23 protein-coding genes are annotated in these 26663 nt (G+C 71.6%); 13 read left to right on the forward strand and 10 right to left on the reverse strand.

The genetic code is table 11. The annotated features are described in order from the left end of the window. The first annotated feature begins 187 nt into the window (after window positions 1-187). The 3 genes from ACFWM2_RS03320 to ACFWM2_RS03330 all read left to right on the forward strand — a co-directional run bounded on the left by ACFWM2_RS03320 (window position 188) and on the right by ACFWM2_RS03330 (window position 4450). Entirely contained in the window at window positions 188-1126 is a 939-nt protein-coding gene (locus tag ACFWM2_RS03320; RefSeq protein ID WP_383272449.1) for an SCO0930 family lipoprotein, read from the forward strand. A 379-nt stretch (window positions 1127-1505) separates the two neighbouring features. Beyond that, window positions 1506-2318 (forward strand): SAM-dependent methyltransferase, encoded by an 813-nt coding sequence (locus ACFWM2_RS03325; protein ID WP_383272451.1) that lies wholly within the window; start codon window positions 1506-1508, stop codon window positions 2316-2318. Further along, on the forward strand, window positions 2315-4450 hold the full coding sequence (locus ACFWM2_RS03330) for a putative bifunctional diguanylate cyclase/phosphodiesterase (RefSeq protein ID WP_383272454.1): 2136 nt from the start codon (window positions 2315-2317) through the stop codon (window positions 4448-4450). The genes ACFWM2_RS03325 and ACFWM2_RS03330 overlap by 4 nt, the downstream gene beginning before the upstream one ends. A 132-nt stretch (window positions 4451-4582) precedes the next feature. Here the strand turns inward: ACFWM2_RS03330 and ACFWM2_RS03335 are convergent, their stop codons facing one another. After that, window positions 4583-5467, reverse strand: a complete 885-nt coding sequence (locus ACFWM2_RS03335) for a LysR family transcriptional regulator (RefSeq protein WP_383272456.1) — start codon at window positions 5465-5467, stop codon at window positions 4583-4585. Window positions 5468-5587: 120 nt separating this feature from the next. Between ACFWM2_RS03335 and ACFWM2_RS03340 the strand changes: the two genes are divergently transcribed. The 5 genes from ACFWM2_RS03340 (at window position 5588) to ACFWM2_RS03360 (ending at window position 11059) form a co-directional block, all read left to right on the forward strand. Then, window positions 5588-6259, forward strand: a complete 672-nt coding sequence (locus ACFWM2_RS03340) for a succinate dehydrogenase (protein WP_383274111.1) — start codon at window positions 5588-5590, stop codon at window positions 6257-6259. After that, window positions 6259-8208, forward strand: a complete 1950-nt coding sequence (locus tag ACFWM2_RS03345; protein ID WP_383272459.1) for a fumarate reductase/succinate dehydrogenase flavoprotein subunit — start codon at window positions 6259-6261, stop codon at window positions 8206-8208. Before ACFWM2_RS03340 ends, ACFWM2_RS03345 begins: the two co-directional genes overlap by 1 nt. Next, window positions 8205-8954, forward strand: coding sequence for a succinate dehydrogenase/fumarate reductase iron-sulfur subunit (locus tag ACFWM2_RS03350; RefSeq protein WP_383272461.1), 750 nt, complete (start codon window positions 8205-8207; stop codon window positions 8952-8954). Before ACFWM2_RS03345 ends, ACFWM2_RS03350 begins: the two co-directional genes overlap by 4 nt. Window positions 8955-9266: 312 nt before the next feature. Then, window positions 9267-10037 (forward strand): GNAT family N-acetyltransferase, encoded by a 771-nt coding sequence (locus ACFWM2_RS03355; protein ID WP_383272463.1) that lies wholly within the window; start codon window positions 9267-9269, stop codon window positions 10035-10037. 188 nt (window positions 10038-10225) lie between these two features. Continuing rightward, window positions 10226-11059 carry a lysophospholipid acyltransferase family protein gene (locus ACFWM2_RS03360; RefSeq protein WP_383272465.1) on the forward strand — a complete coding sequence of 278 codons (834 nt, stop codon included), beginning with the start codon at window positions 10226-10228 and terminating at the stop codon, window positions 11057-11059. Here the strand turns inward: ACFWM2_RS03360 and ACFWM2_RS03365 are convergent. Together ACFWM2_RS03365 and ACFWM2_RS03370 are read right to left on the reverse strand one after the other, a co-directional pair. Beyond that, window positions 11005-13365, reverse strand: coding sequence for an ATP-binding cassette domain-containing protein (locus ACFWM2_RS03365; RefSeq protein ID WP_383272468.1), 2361 nt, complete (start codon window positions 13363-13365; stop codon window positions 11005-11007). The genes ACFWM2_RS03360 and ACFWM2_RS03365 overlap by 55 nt on opposite strands. A gap of 39 nt (window positions 13366-13404) precedes the next feature. After that, window positions 13405-14400: an LLM class flavin-dependent oxidoreductase gene (locus ACFWM2_RS03370; protein WP_383272470.1), complete on the reverse strand. Its 996-nt coding sequence runs from the start codon at window positions 14398-14400 to the stop codon at window positions 13405-13407. A gap of 227 nt (window positions 14401-14627) precedes the next feature. Here ACFWM2_RS03370 and ACFWM2_RS03375 point away from each other — a divergent pair, with 227 nt between their 5' ends. Genes ACFWM2_RS03375 through ACFWM2_RS03385 form a run of 3 tightly spaced genes read left to right on the forward strand, consistent with a single transcriptional unit; the run spans window position 14628 to window position 17065 of the window. Further along, on the forward strand, window positions 14628-15638 hold the full coding sequence (locus ACFWM2_RS03375) for a permease (protein ID WP_383272472.1): 1011 nt from the start codon (window positions 14628-14630) through the stop codon (window positions 15636-15638). Beyond that, on the forward strand, window positions 15635-16549 hold the full coding sequence (locus tag ACFWM2_RS03380; RefSeq protein WP_383272474.1) for a TIGR03943 family putative permease subunit: 915 nt from the start codon (window positions 15635-15637) through the stop codon (window positions 16547-16549). The genes ACFWM2_RS03375 and ACFWM2_RS03380 overlap by 4 nt, the downstream gene beginning before the upstream one ends. A gap of 27 nt (window positions 16550-16576) precedes the next feature. After that, window positions 16577-17065, forward strand: coding sequence for a hypothetical protein (locus tag ACFWM2_RS03385; protein WP_383272476.1), 489 nt, complete (start codon window positions 16577-16579; stop codon window positions 17063-17065). Between the two features lie 44 nt (window positions 17066-17109). Here ACFWM2_RS03385 and ACFWM2_RS03390 read toward each other — a convergent pair whose 3' ends face one another. After that, window positions 17110-17325: a dodecin gene (locus ACFWM2_RS03390; protein ID WP_383272478.1), complete on the reverse strand. Its 216-nt coding sequence runs from the start codon at window positions 17323-17325 to the stop codon at window positions 17110-17112. 207 nt (window positions 17326-17532) lie between these two features. On the opposite strand from ACFWM2_RS03390, the gene ACFWM2_RS03395 reads away from it, so the two are divergent. Continuing rightward, a complete protein-coding gene (locus ACFWM2_RS03395) occupies window positions 17533-18807 on the forward strand; it encodes an extracellular solute-binding protein (protein WP_383272480.1) in 1275 nt (424 codons plus the stop codon). A 162-nt stretch (window positions 18808-18969) separates the two neighbouring features. Here ACFWM2_RS03395 and egtD read toward each other — a convergent pair whose 3' ends face one another. The 4 genes from egtD to egtA are packed head-to-tail and all read right to left on the reverse strand — an operon-like array spanning window position 18970 to window position 23313. Beyond that, entirely contained in the window at window positions 18970-19932 is a 963-nt protein-coding gene (gene egtD, locus ACFWM2_RS03400) for an L-histidine N(alpha)-methyltransferase (RefSeq protein ID WP_383272482.1), read from the reverse strand. Beyond that, window positions 19929-20720: an ergothioneine biosynthesis protein EgtC gene (gene egtC, locus ACFWM2_RS03405; RefSeq protein ID WP_383272484.1), complete on the reverse strand. Its 792-nt coding sequence runs from the start codon at window positions 20718-20720 to the stop codon at window positions 19929-19931. Before egtC ends, egtD begins: the two co-directional genes overlap by 4 nt. Then, window positions 20720-22042, reverse strand: coding sequence for an ergothioneine biosynthesis protein EgtB (gene egtB / locus ACFWM2_RS03410; protein WP_383272486.1), 1323 nt, complete (start codon window positions 22040-22042; stop codon window positions 20720-20722). Before egtB ends, egtC begins: the two co-directional genes overlap by 1 nt. Beyond that, entirely contained in the window at window positions 22039-23313 is a 1275-nt protein-coding gene (gene egtA / locus ACFWM2_RS03415; RefSeq protein ID WP_383272489.1) for an ergothioneine biosynthesis glutamate--cysteine ligase EgtA, read from the reverse strand. The genes egtB and egtA overlap by 4 nt, the downstream gene beginning before the upstream one ends. A gap of 257 nt (window positions 23314-23570) precedes the next feature. Here egtA and ACFWM2_RS03420 point away from each other — a divergent pair, with 257 nt between their 5' ends. After that, window positions 23571-24413 (forward strand): TIGR02452 family protein, encoded by an 843-nt coding sequence (locus tag ACFWM2_RS03420; RefSeq protein WP_383272490.1) that lies wholly within the window; start codon window positions 23571-23573, stop codon window positions 24411-24413. Window positions 24414-24485: 72 nt separating this feature from the next. Here ACFWM2_RS03420 and ACFWM2_RS03425 read toward each other — a convergent pair whose 3' ends face one another. Then, window positions 24486-24950 carry a type II toxin-antitoxin system PemK/MazF family toxin gene (locus tag ACFWM2_RS03425; RefSeq protein WP_383272492.1) on the reverse strand — a complete coding sequence of 155 codons (465 nt, stop codon included), beginning with the start codon at window positions 24948-24950 and terminating at the stop codon, window positions 24486-24488. A 130-nt stretch (window positions 24951-25080) separates the two neighbouring features. After that, window positions 25081-26568: an SPFH domain-containing protein gene (locus ACFWM2_RS03430; RefSeq protein ID WP_383272494.1), complete on the reverse strand. Its 1488-nt coding sequence runs from the start codon at window positions 26566-26568 to the stop codon at window positions 25081-25083. Between the last annotated feature and the right edge of the window lie 95 nt (window positions 26569-26663).

Raw genomic sequence — 26663 nt, forward strand, 5'->3', positions numbered from 1 at the left:
TTGACGACGGGTGCGCCGGACGGCCCAGGATGCGCACATCTGCGCTATTGGCGACGGGTGGGGCACAGGGTTCGGAAAGAAATGTGAGAGCCGGTTGAACACATCGGCAGCCCCCGCCCGTACCTAGGGCCATGAGCGGCGCACATAGGACGCTGCAACACCCAAGCGATATATAGCGGGAGTTGACATGAAGACCTCCTGGCGGAGCGCCTCACTCGTAGCGGCAGCTGCGGCCGTGCTGGCGCTCACGACGGCGTGCGGTCAGGAACAGGGCACCCAGTCGACGGGGAGCCAGAACGTCGGTGCCGCCCCGGCGGCCGGCTACGGGTCCAGCTCCAGCGACGGCTACGGAGCCGATTCCAAGGACGAGCAGGGTTCCGCGGCCAAGGCGGAAACCGCGGGTCAGCTGACCGTTTCCGAGAACGCCAAGGTCGGCAAGGTCGTCACCGACAGCGCCGGCCTCACGCTGTACCGCTTCGACAAGGACACTGCGGAGCCGCCCAAGTCGAGCTGTGACGGGGACTGTGCCGCGACCTGGCCGCCCGTTCCGGCCGACGGCGCCACCGCCGCCACCGGTGTGGACAAGGCACTGCTGGGCGAGGTCACCCGCACGGACGGGACCAAGCAGCTGACGATCGCCGGCTGGCCCATGTACCGGTACGCGAAGGACACCAAGGCCGGGGACACCAACGGCCAGGGTGTGGGCGGCACTTGGTACGCGTCGGCGCCCGACGGCAAGAAGGCGTCGGCCGTCGACCTGCCGGGTCTGTCCGTCCGCAACGACCCGAAGCTCGGCGAGGTCGTCGTCGACAAGAACGGCATGACGGTCTACCGCTTCCTGAAGGACCAGGCCTGGCCCGTCCCGAAGTCGGCCTGCGCCGGTGCCTGCCTGGAGAAGTGGCCCGCCGTCGCCCCGGTCAAGGCGAACGACACCAAGGGTGTCGAGAAGAAGGGCCTCATGGGCTTCACCCGCCCGGACGGCGTCAAGCAGATGACCGTCGACTGCTGGCCCGCCTACACGTTCTCCGGTGACAAGTCTCCCGGGGACACCAACGGTCAGGGCGTCGGCGGTACGTGGTACGCCATGGCCCCCGACGGAAAGCCGGTCGGCGCGCCGAAGAAGTAGAGATCACCTCCCCAGGGTTGATCGCCTCGCACATGAAGCAACGGAACGCGGAAGGGAGTGGACGAAGAAGCAGAGTGCCGGACGAACGGATCAGCGCGCGCGACCCAGGTCCGCCCCCTCCGCACCGCACGGAGGGGGCGGGCCCTTCGGCATGTGGTGCTTCGGGTCGTTTGCGCACGGACACATCGCGTTGTCGGCGCGGGACATAGTCGGGCGGGACCGGCGGCGGGTTCTTAAGGTGTCAATTCGGCACGTGCCGGAGGCAGTGACCGGGAACGGATGGTCAATTTCCGTTTTGGCTCGCTCCTTTGGCGGGCGATCAGTAGCCTCAGCTCGAACACCGGATCGCCTAAGCCGTCGCCTACGCCTGGAGAGATTGATGGAGCGTCCCGCCTGGGCTCCCCGGAGCATCGACATCACGGTGCCGAGTGTGTCCCGCATCTACGACTACTACCTGGGCGGTTCGCACAACTTCGAGGTCGACCGGGACGCGGCCCGCAGGGCGATGGAGTTCGTGCCGGGGCTCCCGAAAATCATGCAGGCGAACCGCGCGTTCATGCGCCGCGCCGTGCGCCACGCCGTCGGCGAGGGCGTCACCCAGTTCCTCGACATTGGCTCCGGCATCCCGACGTTCGGCAACGTCCACGAGGTGGCCCAGGCGGCCAGCCCCGATGCCCGTGTGGTGTACGTCGACCACGACCCGGTCGCCGTCGCGCACAGCCAGGCCGTGCTGCAGGGCAACGAGAACGCGGACGTCGTGGCCGCCGATCTGCGCAAGCCCCGGGAGATCCTGGCGAGCCCTCAGGTGCAGCGCCTGATCGACCTGAACCGTCCGGTCGCCCTGCTCCTCGTTGCCATACTTCACTTCGTGGAGGACGCGGACGACCCGTACAGTGCGGTGGCCGAGCTGCGCGACGCCCTCGCGCCGGGCAGCCTGCTCGTCCTCACGCACGCGTCGTACGAGGGGATTCCGCTCCCGCCGGAGCAGGCCGAGGGCACGGTCGACGTGTACAAGAGCATTCGCAGCCCGCTGATCATGCGCTCGCGTGAGGACATCGCGCGGTTCTTCGAGGGGTACGACATGGTGGAACCCGGACTGGTGCCGATGCCCGACTGGCGGCCCGACACGGCATCCGAGGAAGAGGATCCGTATTCCTATTCCGGGTTCGCCGGCGTGGGGCGCACGGCGTGACCGCGGAGCCGGACGGGCCGGAGGACAGACTCAGCAGGTTCGCGACGATCTGGAGCCGGGCGGTCTTTCCGGTCACCTCCACGTCGCTGACCCGGCCGGAGTTCGAGACACAACTGTTGCCGCTCGCCCGCCGGTTGAGCGAGGCGTTGCGGGCCAGGTCGTACGACGCGGCCGAGGGCAAGGCGATCGGCGGGGCGCTGGTCACGGCCCACTGCACGGACCCCGAGGCGCTCAGCCGCACACTCGACTGCGTGGACGCCTATCTGGTCCTGTACTGCGGTGAGGGCGGGCCCCAGGAGGCGCTGCGGACCCGTTCCGCACGTCTGCAGCACGCGATGGCCGCCGGTTTCGCACAGGCGCTGCGCGAGCGGACGCTGGCCGAGCAGGAGGCCATCTCGCACGCCGCCCTGAACGCGCGCAGCGTGGTCGCCGAGGCCCTGCACGCGAGCGAGGCCCGCTTCCGCGCCGTGTTCGAGGGCGCGGCCATAGGGATCGGCATCGCCGACCTCGAAGGCAACATCCTCCAGGTCAACGGCGCGCTGCTGCGGATGTTCGGCGGCACCGAGCAGTCGGTGCGCGGCCGCCGGGTCAGTGACTGGACGCACCCCGACGACGCACCCCAAGTCTGGCGTCTCTACGACGAGTTGGTGCGCGGCGAGCGCGAGCACTACCACGTCGAAAAAGCTTTCTACCGGCCCGACGGCACCGCCCTGTGGACCAATCTGACGGTGTCGCTGCTACGGGACGCCGACGGCCAGCCCCAGTACCAGCTCGCGCTCATGGAGGACACCACCGAGCGCCGGCTGCTCAATCTGCGGCTGCGGTACGAGGCCACGCACGACGCACTCACCGGCCTGCCCAACCGCACCCTGTTCTTCGAGCGCCTGGAGAAGGCGCTGTCCGCGGGCGAGGGCCAGCGCTTCGGCCTCTGCTACCTGGACCTCGACGGCTTCAAGACCATCAACGACAGCCTCGGGCACGCGGCCGGCGACCGGCTGCTCGTCGAGGTCGCCGACCGGCTGCAGTCCTGCGCGACCGCGCCGGGCGAGATGGTCGCCCGACTCGGCGGCGACGAGTTCGTGGCGCTGACCACCGGACCCGACACCGAGCGCGAGGTCGACGAACTCGTCGGGCGCATCATGAACGCGCTCGTCACGCCGATCAGCGTCGACGGCCGCGAGCTGACCGTGCGCGGCAGCATCGGCGTCGTCGAGGGGCCGGCCGGCGAGCGGGGCCCCGCGGAGGTGCTGCGCAGCGCCGACATCACGATGTACCGGGCCAAGTCCGCGGGCGGCAACCGCTTCGAGCTCGCCGACCCGGAGGCCGACGCCCGCGCCATCACCCGGCACGGACTGACCACGGCCCTGCCGACGGCGCTGGACCGGGGCGAGTTCTTCATCGAGTACCAGCCGCTGGTGCACCTCGGCGACGGCAGCGTCCGCGGCGCCGAGGCCCTGGTGCGCTGGCTGCACCCGCAGCACGGCGTCCTCGGCCCCGACCGTTTCATCCCGCTCGCCGAGCACACCGGACTGATCGTTCCGCTCGGCCGCTGGGTCCTGGAACAGTCGGTCAGACAGGCTCGCGAGTGGCAGGAACGGCACACCGACGCCGGCTCGCTGCGGATCAACGTCAACCTCTCGCCGTGCCAGCTCACCCATCCCGGGCTCGTCTCCGACACGGTCGACATCCTGGAACGCGCGGGCCTCGACCCGGACGCGCTGTGCCTGGAGGTCACCGAGTCCGCGCTGATCGGCGCCGACGACGACCTGCTCAAGCCGCTTCGCCGGCTGGCCGAGATGGGCGTCGACATCGCGCTCGACGACTTCGGCACGGGCTACTCCAACCTCGCCAACCTGCGCCGTCTGCCGGTGAGCATCCTCAAGCTGGACCGCTCCTTCACCCAGGGCATGCAGCAGTTCCCGGCCGACCCCGTCGACCTCAAGATCGTCGAAGGGATCGTTTCTCTCGCCCACAGCCTCGACCTGGCGGTCACCGTCGAGGGCGTCGAAACGGGCGCCCAGGCCGAGCAGTTGCGGATCCTGGGCTGCGACACGGCCCAGGGCTGGTACTACGCCCGCCCCGGTCCGCCGGACCGTCTGCACGAGCTGGCGCTGGTGGACGCCACGGGCTGAGGGCACTCGGGCGTGCATCTCTGACAGGCGTGCTCTGCTGAACGCCGGGGTGCGGTGTGCCTTCCGGGGCGCCGCACCCCCGCGTTCGAGGCTCGCGTTCGAGTCGGCGTTCAAGGTCCGGGACGCCGGGCCTCAGCGCTCCAGCAGCATCCGCTGCAGTTCCCGGGCCGCCCGCGGCGGAGCCACATCGCTGCGATGGGCCAGGGCGATGGTGCGGTGCAGTCCCGGCCGGGCCAGCGGGGTCACCCGCAGCCCGCGGCCGGACCGCGTGGCGACCATGCGGGGGACCACGGCGACGCCGAGACCCGCGCGCACGAAGCCCAGGACGGCATCCATCTCGCCGCCCTCGACGGCGAAGTCCGGTTCGAAGCCCTCCGCGCGGCAGGCGGCCACGGTCAGTTCCCGCAGGTCGTAGCCGTGCCGGAACATCACAAGGCGTTCGCCCTCCAGATCCGGGACGCGTACGGTGCGCCGGCCCCGCCCGGGCGCGGGGGCGTCCGGGGACGAGACCACCACGAGGTCCTCGCGCAGCAGCTCCACCGTGGTGAGCGCCGGGGACGGCGTGGGCAGCGGGAGCACGACCAGGGCGAGGTCGAGGGCGCCGCGCGCCAGGTCGCGTACGAGATCGTGCGAGCCGCTCTCCTCGATCAGCAGCTGGATGCCCGGATAGCGGTCGTGGAAGGCCCGCAGCACGTCCGGGACCAGGCCCGTGCACAGGCTCGGGGTCGCGCCGAGCCGGACCCGGCCACTGCGGAGCTGGGCCAGTTCCTGTACCTCGCGCCGGGCGGTGTCCGCGTCGGCCAGGATGCGCCGGGCCAGTGGGAGCAGCGCCTCTCCGGCGTCCGTGATCGTGATGTTCCCCCGGGCCCGCAGGAACAGATCCGCCCCCAACTCCCGTTCCAGCGCCTTGATCTGCTGGGAGAGGGACGGCTGCGCGACATGGACCAGCTCGGCGGCCCGGGTGAAATGCCGGGTCTCGGCGACCGCCACGAAGTACTGAAGCTGTTGGAACTGCACCCGGCCACGATAGCCCATGCCTATGGATTCGAGCCGGACCATGTCTTGGACCGATCGGTCCCTTCGGCCCTAGCGTGCTGTTCCATGGCTCTGGCAACGCGGACGGACCGACGGCCGTCCTTGACGCGCACCGTGTGGGACAGCTCCGTCGGCAAGAAGACCGTGATGGCGGTGAGCGGGCTGATCATGCTGCTCTACCTCGTCGTCCACATGCTCGGCAACCTGAAGATCTTCTTCGGCTCCGGCGAGTTCAACCACTACGCCCACTGGCTGCGCACCCTCGGCGAGCCCTTCCTGCACTACGAGTGGGCGCTGTGGATCATCCGCGTGGTCCTCGTGGCCGCGGTCGTCGCGCACGCCACCGCCGCCTACCAGCTGAGCCGGCGCGACATCAGGGCGCGCCCCAGCAAGTACGTCCACAAGAAGGCGCGGGCCAGTTACGCGACACGCACCATGCGCTGGGGCGGGATCATCCTCGGCCTGTTCATCGTCTGGCACATCCTCGACCTGACGACCGGCACCGTGCACCCCGACGGCTTCGAGGCCGGACACCCGTATCAGAACGTCGTCGACACCTTCTCGACCTGGTACGGCGACACGATCTACATCGTCGCGATGCTCGCCCTCGGCCTGCACATCAGGCACGGCTTCTGGAGCGCCGCGCAGACCCTGGGCGCCGGCAGCCGCACCCGGGACCGGGCCCTCAGGACCGTGGCCGACGTCCTCGCGGCGGTGCTGACGGCGGGCTTCATCGCCGTACCCGTCGCCGTCATGACCGGAGTGGTGAGCTGATGACTGCGTACGCCGAGTACACGACCGGTGAGCCGGTCGCCGACACCAAGGCTCCGACGGGTCCCGTGCACGAGCGCTGGGACACCCGCCGCTTCGAGGCCAAGCTCGTCAACCCCGCCAACCGCCGCAAGCACACCGTGATCGTCGTCGGCACCGGCCTCGCGGGCGGTTCCGCCGGCGCCACACTCGCCGAACAGGGCTACCACGTCGTCCAGTTCTGCTACCAGGACTCGCCTCGTCGCGCCCACTCCATCGCCGCCCAGGGCGGCATCAACGCGGCGAAGAACTACCGCAACGACGGCGACTCCGTCCACCGGCTCTTCTACGACACCGTCAAGGGCGGTGACTTCAGGGCCCGGGAGTCGAACGTCCACCGGCTCGCGCAGATCTCCGTCGAGATCATCGACCAGTGCGTCGCGCAGGGCGTGCCCTTCGCGCGGGAGTACGGCGGTCTCCTCGACACCCGCTCCTTCGGCGGCGTCCAGGTCTCCCGTACCTTCTACGCCCGCGGCCAGACGGGCCAGCAGCTCCTGCTCGGCGCGTACCAGGCGCTGTCCCGGCAGATCGCCGCGGGCAGCATCGAGATGCATCCGCGCACCGAGATGCTCGACCTCGTCGTGGTCGACGGGCGGGCGCGCGGAATCGTGGCACGTGACCTGGTCACCGGTCGCATCGACACGTACTTCGCGGACGCCGTGGTCCTCGCGAGCGGCGGCTACGGCAACGTCTTCTACCTCTCCACCAACGCCATGAACTCCAACGCCACCGCGATCTGGCGGGCCCACCGGCGCGGCGCCCACTTCGCCAATCCCTGCTTCACCCAGATCCACCCGACCTGCATCCCGCGCACCGGCGACCACCAGTCGAAGCTGACGCTGATGAGCGAGTCGCTGCGCAACGACGGACGTATCTGGGTCCCGAAGGCCAAGGGCGACACCCGCCCGCCGAACGAGATCCCCGAGGACGAGCGCGACTACTACCTGGAGCGCATCTACCCCGCCTTCGGCAACCTCGTGCCCCGCGACATCGCCTCCCGCGCCGCCAAGAACGTCTGCGACGAGGGCAGGGGAGTGGGCCCCGGCGGCCAGGGCGTCCACCTCGACTTCGCGGACGCCATCGGGCGCATGGGCAGGGCGAAGGTCGAGGAGAAGTACGGCAACCTCTTCGACATGTACGCCCGGATCACCGCCGAGGACCCGTACACCGTGCCGATGCGGATCTACCCCGCCGTGCACTACACGATGGGCGGACTGTGGGTCGACTACGACCTCCAGACCACGATCCCCGGCCTGTTCGCGATCGGGGAGGCCAACTTCTCGGACCACGGCGCGAACCGGCTCGGCGCCTCGGCCCTGATGCAGGGCCTCGCCGACGGCTACTTCGTACTGCCGTCCACCATCAACGACTATCTCGCACGCCATCCCCACCACGACGAGGTGACCGACGAACACCCCGTCGTCCAGGAGCTGGTGGCCGAGACCGAGGACCGGCTGCGGCTGCTCCTGGCCGTCGACGGCGACCGCACCCCCGACTCCTTCCACCGGGAACTCGGCGAACTCATGTGGGAGTTCTGCGGCATGGCCCGCACCGAGACCGGGCTGCGCAAGGCGCTGGAACGCATCCCGCAGATCCGGGAGGAGTTCTGGCGGCGCATCAAGGTGCCGGGCACCGGCGAGGAGTTCAACCAGTCCCTGGAGAAGGCCAACCGCATCATCGACTACCTGGAGCTCGCCGAGCTGATGTGCCTCGACGCGCTGCACCGCTCCGAGTCCTGCGGCGGCCACTTTCGCGAGGAGTCCCAGACCCCGGACGGCGAAGCGGCCCGCAGGGACGAGGAGTTCTCGTACGCCGCCGCCTGGGAGTTCACGGCCACCGGCGACGCGCCCGTCCTGCACAAGGAAGACCTGGTCTTCGAGTACGTCCACCCCACTCAGCGGAGCTACGCATGAAGCTCACCCTGCGCGTCTGGCGGCAGCGGAACGCCGACGCCGACGGAGCGATGTCCACGTACGAGGTGGACGACATCTCGGCCGACATGTCCTTCCTGGAGATGCTGGACACCCTCAACGAGGAGCTCATCCTCCGGGGCGAGGACCCCGTCGCCTTCGACCACGACTGCCGTGAGGGCATCTGCGGCGCCTGCTCGCTCGTCATCAACGGCGACGCCCACGGTCCGGAGCGCACGACCTCCTGCCAGCTGCACATGCGGTCCTTCCAGGACGGCGACACGATCGACGTCGAGCCGTGGCGTGCCTCGGCCTTCCCGGTCGTGAAGGACCTCGTGGTGGACCGGTCGGCCTTCGACCGGATCATTCAGGCCGGTGGCTACATCACCGCCCCGACCGGCGCCGCCCCCGAGGCGCACGCGACACCCGTGCCCAAGCCGGACGCCGACTTCGCGTTCGAGCACGCCGAGTGCATCGGCTGCGGGGCGTGCGTGGCGGCCTGTCCGAACGGAGCCGCGATGCTCTTCACCTCGGCGAAGATCAACCACCTCAACGTGCTGCCGCAGGGCGGGCCCGAGCGCGAGACCCGGGTGCTCGACATGGTGGCGCAGATGGACGAGGAGGGGTTCGGCGGGTGCACGCTCACCGGGGAGTGCGCGACCGCCTGCCCGAAGGGCATTCCGCTGTTCTCCATCACCGGCATGAACAAGGAGTGGCGGCGGGCTGCCCGTAAGGCGGCCAAGCGGTAGCCCTCGCGTCGGGCCGGACACCGACGGCGGGCGGCTGCGCCCGGACCGTGCGACAGCTCCGCGCTCCGCCGGGGTCACTTGTTCAGAGAACGTTCGCCGAAAAGGGTGCGGACGGGCGGGACCGGGAGTGGTGCTCATCCCCGGTCCCGTCTCGCTTCGCCGGGCACCCCCTGGCATTCAGCATCCCCACATCCCGGCTCCTGGCACAGGTCATGCGTACGCCGCTCGGCAGCGGAAGAACAGGAGCGCGCGGACCGAATCGATCCGGTCCGCGCCCGCTCCGCCGAAACGGCCCGTGACCAGGAGAGTGCCATGACCGGCGTTTCCACCCTCGACAGCCCCCCGCTGTCGACCGCTCCCACCCGCTACACCGTCACCCTCGCCCGCGACGAGGCCGACGTGCGGGCCGCGCAGCGGCTGCGGCACGACGTCTTCGCGGGGGAGATGGGCGCCCTGCTGACCACCCCGGAGCCCGGCCTCGACATCGACGCCTTCGACGCGTACTGCGACCACCTGCTGGTCCGCGACACGGCGAGCGGCCAGGTCGTCGGCACCTACCGGCTGCTGCCGCCCGAACGGGCCGCGATCGCCGGACGGCTGTACTCGGAGAGCGAGTTCGACCTCCGACCGCTGGCCGGGATCCGCTCCGGGCTGGTCGAGGTCGGCCGCTCCTGTGTGCACCCCGACCACCGCGACGGCGCCGTCATCGGCCTCATCTGGGCCGGGTTGGCCCGCTACATGACCGACGCCGGCCACGAGTGGCTCGCGGGCTGCTGCTCCCTCCCGCTCGCCGACGGCGGCACGCTCGCCGCCGGGACCTGGGACCGGGTCCGGTCCCAGCACCTGGCACCCGAGGAGTACCGGGTACGGCCGCTGCTGCCCTGGAGCGCGGACGGGGTCGCCCGGCCCGCGCGCACCGAACTGCCCGCGCTGCTGCGCGGGTATCTGCGCCTCGGCGCCTGGGTCTGCGCGGAGCCCGCCCACGACCCGGACTTCGGTGTCGCCGACCTGTACGTGCTGCTGTCGATGCGCCGGGTCGACCCGCGCTATCTGCGGCACTTCCTCTCCCTCGTACCGGCGTGATGCGGCTCCCGTCGGCGGGCGCGGTGCGGCTTCCGCGCGCGAGTGCTCTGCGGTGGCCGCGTGGGGCCGCGCCGGGCCCTGCGCGGGTGGCTGCGCCGCGCTTCCCGCGTCGCGCCGGAGCGGCCGTGCCCGCGGGCGCCGTCCACAGCGCCTGGCTGCCCAGTGCTCCCTGTTCTCCACACGCCTGTGTGGAGGTTGAGCGGTCCGGGGCGCCGATCGCCCGAGCGGGCCTGCGGCTGGTCGGGGTGCTGGGGCTGCTCGGCGTGGGGATCGCGCTGATTCCGGCCGTCGCGCGGCTCCCCGCGGTGCCGCGGGAGCGGCTCATCCGGCGCTGGTGCCGGGCGATCGTACGGGCCGCGGGTGTCCGCGTGCGGATCACCGGCGCGGCCGCCCCCACCGGTGGACTCCTGCTCGTCGCCAACCACATCTCCTGGCTCGACATCCCGCTGCTCGCCGCGGTCCGCCCCGGCCGCATGCTGGCCAAGGCGGAGGTCCGGGAATGGCCCGTGGCCGGGGCGCTCGCGGTGCGTGGCGGCTCGCTGTTCATCGAACGCGACCGGCTGCGGGCGCTGCCGGAGACCGTCGCGCGCATCGCGGACGCGCTGCGCGCGGGCGCGGCGGTCGTGGCCTTCCCCGAGGGCAGCACCTGGTGCGGCCGGGCGCAGGGCCGTTTCCGGCGGGCCGTCTTCCAGGCGGCGCTCGACGCGGGCGTCCCGGTGCAACCGGTGCACCTGCGCTACCGGTTCACCGGAGGAGCGGCCAGTACGGCGCCGGCCTTCGTCGGCGACGACCCGTTGCTCGCGTCGGTGTGGCGGGTGGTCTCCGCACGCGGCCTCGTGGCGGAGGCGGAGGTGCGGCCCGCCCTGGCACCGGGACGTCACGCCGATCGACGCGGCCTCGCCCTCGCGGCCCGGTCTGCGGTGACCGGAGCGCCGGATCGTCGCGCTCGGCTTCGGCCGCACCGCGGTTACGCGGAAGTGCCGTCAGCGGAACGGTCGTTGGCCAGGAACGCGGCGAGATAGCCGGCCGTACGGCTCTCGGTCGTCCGGGCCACCTCCGCCGGGGTCCCCGCCGCGACGATCCGTCCGCCCGCGTCGCCACCGCCCGGCCCGAGGTCGATCACCCAGTCGGCGTCCGCGACCACCGCCATGTCGTGCTCGACGACCACGACGGTATGGCCCGCGTCCACCAGGCCGTGCAGCCGGCTCATCAGGACCTCGACGTCGGCCGGGTTCAGCCCGGTCGTCGGCTCGTCGAGGAGGTAGAGGGTGTGGCCGCGCCGGATCCGCTGCAACTCGCCGGCCAGCTTGATGCGTTGGGCCTCACCGCCGGACAGCTCCGTCGCGGGCTGGCCGAGCCGCAGATAGCCGAGACCCATGTCTAGCAGGGTGGACAGACTCCGGGCGGCAGCGGGAGTGTCGGCGAAGAACCCGGCGGCGGCCTCCACGGTCAGATCCAGCACCTGCGCGATGTTCCGCCCCCGGTACGTCACTTCGAGGGTCTCTGGGTTGTAGCGGGCCCCGCCGCAGTCCGGGCACGGAGCGTACGTACTCGGCAGAAAGAGCAGCTCGACGCTGACGAACCCCTCGCCCTGGCAGGTCTCGCACCGCCCGCCCGCCACATTGAAGGAGAACCGCCCGACGCCGTACCCGCGCCGCTTCGCCTCGCCGGTCGCGGCGAACACCTTGCGGACGACGTCGAACAGACCGGTGTACGTCGCGAGGTTCGAGCGCGGGGTGCGCCCGATGGGCCTCTGGTCGACGGAGACGAGCCTGCCGACGCCCGCGAGATCCTCCGTGATCTCGCCGATGAGCGTGGACTTGCCGGAGCCGGAGACCCCGGTGACCGCCGTGAACACCCCGAGCGGGAACTCGGCCGTCACCCCGCGCAGGTTGTGACGGTGCAGCGGGCCGACCTTCAACTGGCCGCGCCGCATGCGCAGTTCACGTACGGCCATGGCTGAGCCGCCGAAGAGGAAGCGGGCCGTCGCCGACTCCGTGACAGCGGCGAGTTCCGCCACCGGGCCGCTGTGCAGCACCCGGCCGCCGTGTTCGCCGGCGTGCGGTCCCACGTCGACGACCCAGTCGGCACCCCGTACCACTTCGAGGTGGTGTTCCACCACGAACACCGAGTTGCCCGCCGCTTTCAGCCGCGCCAGCACGGTCAGCAGGGCCTCCGTGTCCGCCGGGTGCAGCCCGGCGGACGGCTCGTCCAGGACGTAGACGACCCCGAAGAGTCCGGAGCGCAACTGCGTCGCGAGGCGCAGGCGTTGGAGCTCGCCCGCGGAGAGGGTGGGGGTCGCGCGGTCCAGACTCAGATAGCCGAGGCCCAGTTCGAGGACGGGGGCGATCCGGGACCTCAGGTCATCGGTGAGGACACGGGCTGTCTCCCCGTCTCCTGCAAGGGACTTGGCGAGCACGGCCAGCGGCAGGGCGGCCAGTTCGGCGATCGTGCGGCCCGCGAACGTCACCGCGAGCGCCTCCGGCCGCAGCCGCCTGCCACCGCAGACCGGACACGGCGCGCTCTCCAGGAACCGCTCGGCCCTCGCCCGCAGAGTCGTGCTCTTGGAGTCCGCGAACGTCTTGAGGACATAGCGCCGGGCGCTCATGTACGTCCCCTGGTACGGGCGTTGGATCCGGTCGGCGTCCCGTACCGGGTGCACCGTGACGACCGGCTGCTCGTCCGTGAACAGGATCCACTCCCGCTCCGCGGCGGGCAGTTCGCGCCACGGCCGGTCCACGTCGTACCCCAGCGCGTCGAGGACGTCGCGCAGGTTCTTGCCCTGCCAGGCCCCCGGCCACGCGGCGATCGCGCCCTCCCGGATCGACAGCGCCGGATCCGGGACCAGCAACTCCTGCGTCGTACGGTGGACTTGGCCCAGACCGTGGCACGCCGGGCAGGCCCCCGCCGCCGTGTTCGGCGAGAAGGCGTCCGAGTCCAGCCGCTCGGCGCCCGGCGGATGGTCGCCGGCCCGGGAGAAGAGCATCCGCAGCGAGTTGGAGAGGTTGGTCACCGTACCGACGGACGAGCGGGAGGTGGGTGTCGAGCGCCGCTGCTGCAGGGACACCGCGGGCGGCAGCCCGGTGATCTCCCCGACCTTGGGCGCCCCGACCTGATGGATCAGCCGTCGGGCGTAGGGCGCGACCGACTCGAAGTAGCGCCGCTGGGCCTCCGCGTAGATCGTCCCGAAGGCGAGCGACGACTTCCCGGAGCCGGACACGCCGGTGAAGACCACCAGCTCGTCCCGCGGGATGTCGACGTCGACGCCCTGCAGGTTGTGCTCACGGGCGCCGCGCACCCGGACGTACGGGTCGTGGGGGCTGTGCATCGGACGGACTCCCGGGTGGCAGGGACAAACCCCACGATTCTAGGCCCTGGTCAGCCCGGCGACCGCGGCCAGCCTCCGGTAGGAGTCCAGCAGCGGCCCGCGCTCGTACGTGCTGGTGGTGACCAGCACTTCCTGCGCACCCGTCTCCTTGATCACCGTCTCCAGCTCGTGGGCGACCTGTTCCTCGGTGCCCGCGATGTGGCCGGCCAGCCCCGACTCGTAGAAGCCCCGCTCCTTGGCCGTCATCGTCAGCGCCTCGACGCGCTCGGCGGGCGGCAGGGGCGGGAAGGTGCCGTGGGTGCGGGAGTACGCCATCGACCAGGCCTCGGGGACGAGGAGGCGGCGGGCGTTCTCCGGGGTGTCGGCGACCGCGACCGTGCCGGAGATGACGACGTACGGCTCCCGCGCCCAGGGGGACGGGCGGAACGTCTCCCGATAGTGATCGATGCCGCGCCGCATCTTGTCGCGGTTCCTGAGATCGCCGATGACCATCGGGAGCCCGGCCCGGGCCGCGACCGTGGCACCCTCGCCCATGGCCAGGACGAAGGGCGGCACGGTCAGGCCCTCCGCGGGGCGCGCGTGCACGCCGGTGCGGGACGTGCCCCGGAACCAGCCCAGGAGTTCGTCGAGTTGCGCCGCGAAGTCCTCGGCATCGTCCTTGTCCCGGCCCAGCGCCCGGCGTACGCCGTCCGTGAAGCCGACGGAACGCCCGAGCCCCATGTCGACACGGCCGGGGAAGAGCGACTCCAGGACACCGAACTGCTCGGCCACGACCAGTGGTTGGTGATTCGGCAGCATGACCCCGCCGGTGCCCACCCGGATGGCGCTCGTGGCCGCCGCCACGGCGGCGGCCAGCACCGTCGGCGCCGAACCGGCGACTCCGGGGACCCCGTGGTGCTCCGAGACCCAGATCCGGTGGTACCCGAGCGCTTCCAGCTCCCTCGCCAGCCGGACGGTGTCCCGCAGCGCCTCGGCCGCATCGTGCCCCTCCCGGGTGCGGGAACGGTCGAGCACGGAGAAACGGGTGGCTTCCACGCGGGGTCCCTTCTCCTGATCCGTGGCGTGGCCGCGGCGGCCGCGACTGTCACCGTCTTTGTCATGGCCGCCGCTGTCACGCGGCCGGTCTCCTGCTACAACACTCCTGATCCCTCCTGGCTTCCACGATCGCCCGAACTCGCGATGAGCAACCGCGCCCGCTCGGGCGTACTGAAGGCGGAGGGGAATCAGCCCGGAAAGCCCCTCGTGCCGGAGGTATCTCGCCCGTGACGACCACCAAGGAACCGCCGACGCGGGTGGAACCCCGCGCGGTGGACCAGCCGCAGGGGTGGCAGTTCAGCTCGCCCCTCGTGCTGACCATGCTGCTGCTCCTGGTCATCGTGGCCCAGGGGCCGGTCCGCCGTGCGCTCGGGGCACCGGTGATGCAGAGCTGGATGACGGTGTTCGTGGCGGTCGTCGTCCAGGCGCTGCCCTTCCTCGTCCTCGGCGTGCTGCTGTCCGCGGTCATCGCGGTGTTCGTCCCGCCGTCGTTCTTCGCCCGCGCGCTGCCGCGACGCCCCGCGCTGGCGGTGCCGGTGGCCGGGATGGCGGGCGCGATCCTGCCCGGGTGCGAGTGCGCGTCCGTACCGGTGGCCGGGGCCCTGGTGCGCCGGGGCGTCACCCCCGCGGCTGCGCTCGCGTTCCTGCTGTCCGCTCCGGCGATCAACCCGATCGTGCTGACCGCCACCGCCGTCGCCTTCCCCCGCGAACCGCGGATGGTCCTCGCCCGCTTCGTGGCGAGTCTGCTCGTGGCGTGCGTGATGGGCTGGCTGTGGCAGCGGCTTGGGCGCACGGACTGGATGCGCTCCCCGGCCCGGCCTTCGTACGAGGGCCTCGGCAGGGGAGCCGCGTTCTGGGGGTCCGTACGGCACGACGTGATGCACGCCGGCGGCTTCCTCGTCGTCGGTGCGATGGCCGCGGCGACCCTCAAGGCCGTGGTGCCGGCCGGCTGGCTGAGCGCCGCGGCCGGCAACCCCGTGGTGTCGGTGCTGGCCCTGGCGGTCCTCGCGGTGCTGTTGTCGATCTGTTCGGAGGCAGACGCGTTCGTCGTCGCGTCCCTGTCCCAGTTCTCGCTCACGGCCCGGCTGGCGTTCCTCGTCGTCGGACCGATGATCGACCTGAAGCTGTTCGCCATGCAGGTCGGCACGTTCGGGCGCGGGTTCGCGCTGCGGTTCGCCCCTGCCACCTTCGCGCTGGCCGTCCTGATGTCGGTCCTGGTCGGGGCGGTGCTGCTGTGAACCGGCAGGCACAGGCGGCCGTGCTGTTCCTCCTCGGCGCCGCCGTGCTGCACGCCGCGTTCACCGACCTCTATCTGCGGTACGTGAAGGCGGGGCTGCGGCCGCTGCTCATCCTGGCCGGCATCGCCCTCATCGGGGCCGCCGTCGCCACCGTCTGGTACGAGGTGCGCCGGCCTTCCTCCCGCCCCGAGCAGCCCGGGGAGCGGGAAGAGCCCGGGGGACAGGGGCACTCCGGCGAGCGGCAGGGTTCAGGCGGGTACGGGCTTTCCGGCGGGCAGGACGGAGAATCCGACGGGCAGGGAGACTCCGGCGGGCACTCCGCAGGGCAGTCCGCCGGGCACTCCGGCGGGCACGACGAACACCCCGGCGGGCATGGGGACTCGGGCGAGCACGGGCACTCCCACCGTGAGCCGCGTATCGCCTGGCTGCTCGTGCTGCCCCTGTTCGCGCTCATCCTGGTCGCCCCGCCCGCGCTGGGCTCGTACAGCGCCGTGCGCACCGGTACGGCCCTGCAGGCGCCCTTCGGCTATCCGCCGCTCCCCGCCGGCGATCCCCTCCGGCTCGGCCTCGTCGACTACGCCGGCCGCGCGGCCTACGACCACGGACGCTCCCTCCGGGGCAGGCACGTCGAGATCACCGGGTTCATCGCCCTCGGCGCCGACGGCTCGCCCTATCTGGTGCGCATGGCCCTCAACTGCTGTGCGGCGGACGCCCAGCCCGTCAAGATCGGCCTGTCCGGGCACGTCCCGCCCGTCCTGCAGCCCGACGCCTGGCTGTCCGTCACCGGCACCTACACCGCCCGCCGCACCAAGGACCCGGTCAACGGAGGGGTGATCCCGTACCTCGAGGTCGGCGAGGCCCGGCCGGTGCCGGTTCCCCGCGATCCGTACGACGAGAGCTGGAACAACTGAGCGCAGCGGTGCTTCTAAGGTGGTCGGGTGACGAAGGACAGCAGGCCACTGGCCGTATTCGATCTGGACGGCACGCTCGCCGACACCGCGCACCGGCAGCGGTTCCTGGAGCGCACACCGCGGGACTGGGACGCGTTCTTCGCGGCCGCCCCGGACGATCCGCCGCTGGCCGAGGGCGTGGCGCTGGCGCTGAAGAGCGCCGAGGAGTACGAGGTCGTCTATCTCACCGGCCGTCCCGAGCGCTGCCGGCGGGACACCGTCGACTGGCTCGCCGCCCAGGGACTGCCCGAGGGAACGATCTGGATGCGGCGGAACGACGACCGCAGGCCCGCCCGCCGCACCAAACTGGACATCCTCCGCCGGCTGGCCCGTGACCGTGCGATCCATGTCCTCGTGGATGATGACGAGCTCGTCTGCGAGGACGCCGAGCGGGCCGGATTCACCGTGGTACGGGCCCGCTGGGCGGCGACGTCGGCCGCGCTGAAGGAGGCCCAGGAGGGGGAGGGACGGACCTGACAGGCGGACCGGAAGGCGGACCCGACAGGCCGCGCCGGGTCTCGTCAGTCGCCGTCCTCCAGCCGGAAGCCGACCTTGAGGCCGACCTGGTAGTGCTCGACCTGGCCGTTCTCGATCTGCCCCCTGACCTGGGTGACCTCGAACCAGTCCAGGTTGCGCAGGGTCTGCGAGGCCCGGGCGATCCCGTTGCGGATCGCCTGGTCCACGCTGTCGGGCGACGTGCCGACGATCTCGGTGACCCGGTACGTGTGGTTGGACATGCGGGTGCTCCTCTCCGCCGTGGCGCCTGTGCCACGCGTCACTCCACGGTGCCCCACGGGGCGGCCGTTCGCGAGACGTCGGAGGCCGTCCGCCCTTGACGGGTCCGATTGGTCCATACCAAAATCCAGAACACCCGTACGAGCTGAACGCTCGTCCCCCCACGTCGGGCTCCGCTCCCTTGTCCGCAAGGCAGAAAAGGACCCCTCGTGAAACGTCGTCGTCCCGTCGTCCCGCTGCTCGCTCTCACCCTGGTCTCCGCGGCACTGCTCACCGCGTGCGGAGCGCTGCCGGACGGGGGCGCCGAGCGGCGGACCGTCACCGTCTGGCTGATGAAGGACAGTGCGTCCCGGGAGTTCCTGTCGCGGTTCACCGACGAGTTCGAGCGGACGCACGGGGACCTCAAGCTCGACATCCGCATCCAGGAGTGGACCGGAATCGGCGACAAGGTGCAGACCGCGCTGAAGCGGGGCACGGACGGGACGCCCGACGTCATCGAGGTCGGCAACACGCAGGTTCCCCAGTACGTCGCCGGCGGCGGGCTGCTCGACCTCACCCTGGAGTCGATGCGCGACTGGGGCATGGACGACTGGCTGCCGGGCCTGGCCGAGCCGGGGCAGTACCTCTCCCACCAGTACGGCATCCCGTGGTACGCGGCCAACCGCGTCGTCATCTACCGCAAGGACCTGTTCGCACAGGCCGGCATCAAGAAGCCCCCGAAGACGCGCGACCAGTGGCTCGCCGACTCGCGCAAGCTCAACTCCGCCGGTACCCAGGGCATTTACCTGGCCGGACAGGACTGGTACACCCTGTCCGGGTTCATCTGGGACGAGGGCGGCGAGCTGGCGGACGAGTCCGAGGGGAACTGGGAGGGCGCTCTGCAGACGCCCGCCGCCCTGCGCGGTATGGACTTCTACCGGCGGCTGCAGGCCCTCGGCGAGGGGCCCGCGGACGCCGACGAGGAACACCCGCCGCAGGCAGGGGTGTTCGCCAAGGGGAGCGTGGCGCAGATCGTGGCGGTACCGGGGCTCGCCCAGGCCGTCGTGCAGGCGAACCCCGATCTCAAGGACAAGCTCGGCTTCTTCCCGGTGCCGGGCAGGACGGCCGCCGAACCGGGTGCCGTCTTCACCGGCGGCTCCGACCTCGTGGTGCCCAAGAACACCGACGACCGGCACGGCGCCACCGCCGTCATCGCCGCGCTCGCCGGCGCCAAGTGGCAGAAGGAGCTGGCCCGGACGATGAACTACGTGCCGAACAAGACCACGCTCGCCGGCGCCGTCGCGGGCGAGGAGGGGGTCGCGGCCATGGCGGCAGGCGCCGCACAGGGCCGGGCGACCCCGTCCTCGCCCGAATGGGCGGCTGTCGAGGCGGACAACCCGATCAAGGACTACATGACGAAGGTCCTCACCGGCTCCGACCCGGCGACCGAAGCGGGCCGCGCCTCACGCCGGATCACGAAGGCGCTGGCGGCGGGCGGCGAGTGAACCCCGCCGATCGGCGCCGCGCGCTCGAGCCGCGCTCGGCCGCGGGCCGCACTCGGCCGGTCGGCCGTGCTCGGCAGGCGTCGCTCGCCCGGCGCCGCACCCACCCGGCGTCATGCTCGCCCGGCGTCGAACTCGCCGAGCCGCGCGCCGCCGGCCCCCCGCTCAGCGTGCCACGCTCAGCGACAGGGCGAACCGTCCCGCCTCGTCCGTCCACCAATGCGTCAATTCCAGCCCGGCGGCGGCCAGTTCGCTGCGTACACCCTCCTTGCGGAACTTCGCGGACACCTCGGTGCGCATGTCCTCACCGTCCGCGAAGTCGACCGCGAGATCGAGGGCCGGAATCTTCACCGTCTGCTCCCTGCGTGAGCGCAGCCGCATCTCGATCCACTCGTTCTCGGCGTCCCACAGGGCGACATGGCCGAAGGCGTCGAGGTCGAAGTCCGCGCCGAGCTCACGACTGACCACGCTCAGCACGTTCTTGTTGAACGCGGCGGTCACCCCGGCCGCGTCGTCGTAGGCGTCCACCAGGACCGACGGGTCCTTCACCAGGTCCGTGCCGAGCAGCAGGGCGTCGCCGGGCGCCAGCAGGGAGCGTACGGACGACAGGAACGCTGCTCGCTCGGCGGGCAGCAGATTGCCGATCGTGCCGCCGAGGAAGGCGACGAGGCGCGGCCCGGGTGTGTCCGGCAGGGTGAGACCGCCGGTGAAGTCGGCGATCAGCGCGTGCACGTCGAGATCGGGGCGCTCGGCGACCAGCGCCTGCCCGGCCAGGGTGAGGGCGCTCTCGCTGACGTCGACGGGTACGTACGTGTGCAACTCCCGCAGCGCGTCGAGCAGATGCCGGGTCTTCTCCGACGAGCCGGACCCCAGCTCGACGAGGGTACGGGCGCCGGTGGCCTCGGCGATCTCGTCGGCCCGGGCGATCAGGATCTCCCGCTCGGCACGTGTGGGGTAGTACTCGGGCAGTTCGGTGATCTGCTCGAACAGCTCGCTCCCACGCGCGTCGTAGAACCACTTCGGGGGCAGCGTCTTGGGCGTGCGGGTGAGGCCGTGCGACACGTCGGCACGCAGAGCGGCGTCCGTGGTGTCCTCGGGGAGGGTGCGGGTGAGAAGGAACGGGCTCACGTAGTCGGCTCCTTGGGTGGGACGGATGCCATGTGTTCGTGCGGGTCTTTCAGCGGGGTCAGCAGGACGTCCGTGCGGCTCGCCGCGAGCAGCGTGCGGTCCGGCACCTCCTGCCAGTGCGGGTCGTCGTCGTAGGGCTCGGAGGCCACGACGGTGCGCCGGCCGGGCTCGGCGAGATACCAGAGCGTGTCGCCCCAGGCGGTCGCGGTGATCGTCTCGCCGTTGGTGAGCAGCAGGTTGAGCCGTGAGCCGGGCGCCGCCTCGGCGACCTCGACGACCGTGTCGGCCAGCGCCTGGCTCTCGTCGTCGCCGCCCCGCAGCCGGTTGAGGACCAGCGCCCACACGAGCGCCGAGTCGCAGCGCGCCTCCAGCGACAGCAGGTCGGCCGCCGGCAGCGTCGCGGCGAGCGGGGCGAGGGACCGGGGCCACTTGGCGACGGCCCCGTTGTGGCTGAACAGCCAGCGGCCCGCGGCGAACGGTGCGGCCGCCGCCTCCCCGTCCGCACCGCCCACGGTCGCGTCCCGGACCGCCGCGAGCAGGGCGCCGGAGCGCACCACCCGCGCCAGATCCGCGAAGGACTGGTCTCCCCAGATGGGCCCGGCGCGCCGGTAGCGGCCGGGAACGGCGTCCCCTTCGGCATACCAGCCCACACCGAAACCGTCGGCGTTGACCGTCCCGTACCGCTGTCTGCGAGGCGCCCACGACTGGCGGTACAGACTGTGCGCAGGGGCCACGAGCAGCGTGCCGAGCGACTCCTGAGGCCCCAGATACGCCAAATGACGGCACATCAGGCGGCCCCGTCACGGGCGGTGCGGAACCCGGAGAAGATCTGCCGCCGGATCGGATAGTCCCAGTTGCGGAACGTGCCGCGGCAGGCCACCGGGTCCACGGCGAACGAACCGCCGCGCAGCACCTTGTGCTCCGGCCCGAAGAACACCTCCGAGTACTCCTTGTACGGGAACGGCGCGAAGCCCGGGTACGGCAGGAAGTCGCTCGACGTCCACTCCCACACGTCACCGATCAACTGGCGTACACCGAGCGGCGATTCACCCGCCGGATAGCTGCCGGCCGGCGCCGGGCGCAGATGGCGCTGGCCCAGATTGGCGTGCTCGGGGGTCGGATCGGCGTCTCCCCACGGGTACCGCGTGGAGCGGCCCGAGGCCGGGTCGTGCCGGGCCGCCTTCTCCCACTCGGCCTCGGTGGGCAGTCGCCGGCCCGCCCAGCGCGCGTAGGCGTCGGCCTCGTACCAGCACACGTGCAGCACCGGCTCGTCAGGCGGGACGAGTTCGGTGACGCCGAAGCGCCGCCGCAGCCACTGTCCGCCCTCGCGGCGCCAGTACAGCGGCGCCGTGATCGCGTGGCCGCGGATGTGATCCCAGCCCGCCGGGGTCCACCAGCGCTCGTCGTCGTAGCCGCCGTCCTCGATGAAAGCCTGGTACGCAGCGTTCGTCACCGGGGTGGTGTCGATGTGGAAGGGCGGGATCAGGCGCTGGTGCGCGGGCCGTTCGTTGTCCAGCGACCAGGGTTCGGCCGAGGTGCCCATCGTGAACGGGCCGCCCGGCACGAGGACTTCGGCGGGCCCGCTGAACGGCGGGGCGGCCACCGGGTCCGGCGCGGTCAGGGCGGCGGGCCCCTTGCGCAGCTGATGGGTGATCAGCATCGTTTCGTCGTGCTGCTGTTCGTGCTGGGCGATCATGCCGAAGGCGAAGCCCGCCTCGGTCAGCCGGGAACCCCGGAACGCGGTGCTCTCCAGGACGTCCAGCGCCCGCCCGCGCACGTCGGCGGCGTAACGGCGGGCCTCGTCGGGCGGCAGCAGCGGCAGCGAGGGCCGCTCGGCGCGCGGGTGCTCGAACGCGTCGTACAGCCCGTCGATCTCGGGCCGTATCGCCTCCCGGCCCGCGACCGCGCGCAGCAGCCACAGCTCCTCCTGGTTGCCGATATGGGCGAGGTCCCACACCAGCGGGGACATCAACGGCGAGTGCTGCGCGGTCAGTTCGGGCTCGTCCACACAGGAGGTGAGCAGCGCGGTTCGGTCACGGGCCCTGGTCAGCGCGGCCAGGGCGCGCTCCCGGAGCGCCTCCGGGTCCGTGAGCGATGCGGGGGCGGTCATGTGCGGATGTCCTTCCCGTGGAACTGGCTGAGCAGATCGTCGGCGGGGCAGCGGCCCCGGGCCACATAGCGGTCGATGAACTCCGCCACGGCGTCCTGCACCTCGCGGGTGGCACCGATGCGCGGCAGGGCGTCGGCCGCCGCCGCGAAACAGATGACCGCCGCCTCGTGCAGCTCGGGATCGGTGAGACCGCCGCGCGCGGCCTCGGTCCACAGCGGATTGCAGGGAGCCGGCTGCGACCCCGCGCGCTCCGCCAGCGGCTTGACGGTCCGGTACGCGGTCTCGGCGGCCTCCGCGTCGTCGAACAGCGCGGTGGTCACGGCGAGCGGCACGATCCACCCGTCGTCGCCGGGCTGGGCGTCGATCATCCGGAATTCCAGATGCCCGCGCGGGCGCACGGGCGGGAACAGGGTGGTCAGGTGGTAGTCGAGGTCCGCGCGGTCCGGCGGTGTGCCGGACCGGGTCCACTCCCGGAAGGTCAGGCCCTCGGGCACGTCCCAGGCGCCCTTCGGGGCGCGCACGCACATCACCGGCGCGTCCAGGACGTGCCGGGCCCAGGCGACGCGCGGGTCGCCGCCCAGGGCGGGCGCGCTGGACCGCCCGGGGTCCATCGCCGCCCACAGCGACTGGCGTGTGGAGCGCCAGCCCGTGTGCCGTCCCGCGGCCATGGGGGAGTGCGCGAACGCCGCCACCAGGACCGCGCCCAGCTGGTGCGCCAGCCACCAGCGCCGCCCGTGGCCGAGCGGGCCGGGCTCCTCGTGCCCGGCGTCCAGACACACCTGGACGGAAGCGGAGGAGCACATCATGGCGCGGCCCTCGGGACCCGTGCGGTCGAGGTAGCGCTCCATGGCGTCGTAGCGCGGCTCATGGAGGAAGCGGCTCGGGGGGTTCCAGGGGTCCTGGCCGTATCCGCTGAGGCCGAGATCCGCCTCGCGCAGTACCGCGCGGACGGCGGCGAGGTCCTCGGACACGGACCCGATGCACTCCATCAGGGAGGCGGCGGGAAGGGAGCTGAGCTCCAGCTGGCCGCCCGGTTCGACGGTCAGCGCCGAACGCAGGGGCAGGGTCCGCAGAGTGGCGTAAGCCTCTTCGAGCCTTGCGGGTGTTACTGGGAGCTGCGGCAGCCGCAGCTCGTGGACGAGCCATTCCACTTCGACACCGAGGGTACGGGGCGGTCCGGTCTTGAAGCAGATGCCACGGACCAGTGCTTCCACCTCGGCCTCGGTGACCACGGAGCGGTTCTCCGTACAGTCACTCACCGAATCGGACATGTCGGGATCCTCCTGAGATTCCATCATGCCGCCGACCCGGCTTCGGTGGGCCGGACCGGCATCGCTCGTCCCACCCAAGACCACCCACGCCGGTTCGCACAAGAGTGCAATTCGACGCTTCTGGGGACCGGAGGTCGGTGTTCGCGAGCCCGGGAAACTCTGTTGCGCCGCATGACCAGCATCGCTCACGATGCGTTCATGGGCACGACGGGGGAGATCGCGCAGGGCACGTTCGCGGGGCGTACGGGGGTCGCACAGTGAGCGCGCGCCTGCGCGGTGTCGCGCACCAGACGGAGGAGATCGTCGCGGCCGGTGGGTACCGCGCGTCCGACGGACGCCCGGTGTCGATCGCCGCGGCGGTCGAGGCCGCCCGGGAGGCCACGAGGATGTACGGCCCGGAGCCGGTGGAGATCCCGGCGGCCGACCCTGTGGACACGTTCTTCGAGGTCACGGGCGAGAGCAGCCTGGAGGCCGCCCGCCGCCTCGCGGGCCCGGTGGCCGTGCTGAACTTCGCCTCGGCGCGCAATCCCGGCGGCGGCTATCTGAACGGCGCGCAGGCCCAGGAAGAGGCGCTGTGCCGGGCCTCCGCGCTCTACACCTGTGTGCTGCGGGCCAGGGAGTTCTACGACCACCACCGGGCCCACCGCGACCCGTTCTACACCGACCGTGTCATCCACTCACCCGGGGTACCCGTCTTCCGTGACGACCGGGGACGCCTCCTCGACGAGCCGTACAGCGCCGGATTCCTCACCGCCGCGGCGCCCAACGCCGGAGTCGTCCGGCGTACGGCACCGGAGCGCGCGGCCGAGCTGCCGCACGCCCTCGCCGTACGGGCCGAGCGCGTGCTGGAGACGGCCGCGGCCCACGGGTACCGGCGGCTGGTCCTCGGCGCGTGGGGCTGCGGAGTGTTCCAGAACGATCCGGCGCAGGTCGCCGGTGCCTTTCACGCCCTGCTGGCCGACGGCCGTTTCGCGGGGTCCTTCGAGCACGTGGTCTTCGGGATCCTGGACCGTACGGCGGGATCGGCGACGCGGGCCGCATTCGAGCGTACGTTCGCACCCGAACTCCGTCCCGAACCCGCCTTGCCGTCCCGTCCGTGAGGCGGTCAGCGTCGGCCTACCGCCCGTTCGCGAGGCGGCCAGGGCCGGCCGTACCGCCCGTTCGTGAGGCGGTCAGCGCCAGCCGTACCGCTCCCGCAGCCGGTGGACGACGAGGTTGAACCGCATCCGGTCCAGTGCGCACGCCTCCCGGCGCATCCCGTCCTCGTGGAGGCGCAGGACGCGGTCCACGTCCACCCATGAGTCGCGTCCCGAGCGGTCCCACGGCCCGTTGCCGATCGGCACCCACTCCCGGTCGCCGTTGTGCCGCTTGCTCGACAACTGCACGGCGAGCAGCGTGCCGGCGGCCTCGCGGGCGACGACGAGCACCGGGCGGTCCTTGCCGCGGCCGTCGTTCTCCTCGAAGGGCACCCACGTCCAGACGATCTCGCCCGGGTCGGGGTCGCCGTCGTGCGCGGGTGCGTACTCCGTCCGCACCCGGCCGACCTCGCGAGCCTCGGCCTCGGTGGTCGCCGACGGGCCGTAGCGGCCGGGGACGGGTGCGTCGGTCTCATCGGTCTCATTGGTAAAGGCACTCACGCGAGTCACCGTAGAGCCTGCGGGCCCCCGTCCGCCCGCCGGGTCCGCACGAGCGCGGCTCCGGGTGTACGGAGGTCAACTCCCGTACACCCGAAGCCGCGGTGTCTCAGCGCGTCACCGCATCAGTGGGTCAGCCCTCGTCCTTCTCCACCGGCACCTTCTCGGTGCGCGGCGGCACGAAGCCGTTGAGTCCGGCGGTCCCCTGGGCCGCCGGCCCGTTCTGGTTCATCGAGGCGAGCAACTGGCGGGCGAGGCCGAGGCCCGTGCCGCCCATGGTGAGCGCCTTGGCGAACATGTCGGACATACCTTCGGCGCCGTTGAGGAGCACCATGTGCTCGACGTTGTTGAACGCACTCGCACCCGCCTGGACGATCTCCGGCCAGTTCTCGGCGAGTTGCTGTGCGACCACGGCCTCCTGGTTCTCGGCGAGGGCGGCGGCCCGCGCCTTGATGGCCTCGGCCTCCGCGAGCCCCTTCGCCCGGGTCGACTCGGCGATCGCGAGCCCCTTGGCCTGCTGGCTCGCCGCTTCGGCCTCACCCGTGGCCCGGGTCGCCATCGCGGCGGCCGCACCCCGGGCCTTCGTCGCCTCGGCGTCGGCGAGCGCGGCCGTCTTGACCCGGTTCGCCTCGGCCGCGGCGGCGAGTTCGGTCTCCTTCGCCTTCGCCTGCGCCGCGGAGATCCGCGCGTCGCGGTCCGCCTCGGCCCGCGCCCGTGTCTCGTACGCACTCGCGTCCGCCGGCTTGCGGACGTCCGCCTGGAGCTGCTGTTCACGCCGCTGGGCCTCGAGTTCGGCGACGCGTGTCTCCTGGATGACGACGTCCTGACGGGCGGCGGCATCGGCGAGCGGGCCGGCCTGCAGGGCCTTGGCACCCGCCTTGTCGCGCTCGGCCTGGTAGCCGGCCTGGAGGATCTCGCTGTCCCGGGTCGCCTCGGACATCCGTGCCGCGGCCTGCTGTTCGGCCTCGGTGGCGAGACGATTCGCCTCCGCCTGTGCGATCCGCGCGTCCCGCTGGACGGCGGCGGCGTGCGGCATGGCCAGATTCTTGATGTACCCCGTTGGATCCTCGATCTCGTGGATCTGCAGCGAGTCGACGATCAGTCCCAGCTTCTCCATCTCCGTGCCGCACGCCGCCCGGGTCTGCCCGGTCAGTTTCTCGCGGTCGCGGATCATGTCCTCGACGGTCAACCCGCCGACGATCGACCGCAGATGACCTGCGAACACGTTGTGCACCCGCTCCGCCATCAGCTTCTGCTGATCGAGGAAGCGGCGGCCCGCGTTGGCGATCGACACGAAGTCGTCGCCGACCTTGAAGATGACCACGCCCCGCACCTTGAGCGGAATGCCCTGGTGGGTCACGCAGTCCACGGACAGCTCGGTCTCGTTCAGGTCGAGCGAGAGCTTGCGCACCGCCTGCACACCCGGCAGCACCAGGGTGCCGCGCCCCGTCACGATGCGGAATTCCATGCCTTCTTCAAGGCCTTCGGTCCGATGCTTCGAACCGGAGATGATCAGTGCTTCGTTGGGCTCCGCCACTCGCCACATGAGCTTGAAGACCACAACGATGAAGATCAGTGCGAGGACAATCGTCCCCGCCACGACGCCGACAACCATCGGCATACGCCCCCTTTGCATGGTGCCCTATCGGCACCGAACGAACGGGAGTGTGCTCCTGCGCAGGGCCGGGGTACAGACGCTGACGAATCCTTGTTGCA

Origin of the sequence: Streptomyces sp. NPDC058371, from assembly GCF_042723265.1 — a bacterium.
In the GTDB taxonomy this organism is placed as follows: domain Bacteria; phylum Actinomycetota; class Actinomycetes; order Streptomycetales; family Streptomycetaceae; genus Streptomyces.

Excerpts from the sequence above, each read along its gene's own strand:
- ACFWM2_RS03390 (WP_383272478.1), bottom strand. The coding sequence starts at position 17,325 with ATGTCCAACCACACGTACCGGGTCACCGAGATCGTCGGCACGTCGCCC.
- ACFWM2_RS03325 (WP_383272451.1), top strand. The coding sequence starts at position 1,506 with ATGGAGCGTCCCGCCTGGGCTCCCCGGAGCATCGACATCACGGTGCCG.
- egtA (WP_383272489.1), bottom strand. The coding sequence starts at position 23,313 with ATGTCCGATTCGGTGAGTGACTGTACGGAGAACCGCTCCGTGGTCACC.
- egtC (WP_383272484.1), bottom strand. The coding sequence starts at position 20,720 with ATGTGCCGTCATTTGGCGTATCTGGGGCCTCAGGAGTCGCTCGGCACG.
- ACFWM2_RS03345 (WP_383272459.1), top strand. The coding sequence starts at position 6,259 with ATGACTGCGTACGCCGAGTACACGACCGGTGAGCCGGTCGCCGACACC.
- ACFWM2_RS03320 (WP_383272449.1), top strand. The coding sequence starts at position 188 with ATGAAGACCTCCTGGCGGAGCGCCTCACTCGTAGCGGCAGCTGCGGCC.
- ACFWM2_RS03430 (WP_383272494.1), bottom strand. The coding sequence starts at position 26,568 with ATGCCGATGGTTGTCGGCGTCGTGGCGGGGACGATTGTCCTCGCACTG.
- ACFWM2_RS03350 (WP_383272461.1), top strand. The coding sequence starts at position 8,205 with ATGAAGCTCACCCTGCGCGTCTGGCGGCAGCGGAACGCCGACGCCGAC.
- ACFWM2_RS03355 (WP_383272463.1), top strand. The coding sequence starts at position 9,267 with ATGACCGGCGTTTCCACCCTCGACAGCCCCCCGCTGTCGACCGCTCCC.
- egtB (WP_383272486.1), bottom strand. The coding sequence starts at position 22,042 with ATGACCGCCCCCGCATCGCTCACGGACCCGGAGGCGCTCCGGGAGCGC.
- ACFWM2_RS03365 (WP_383272468.1), bottom strand. The coding sequence starts at position 13,365 with ATGCACAGCCCCCACGACCCGTACGTCCGGGTGCGCGGCGCCCGTGAG.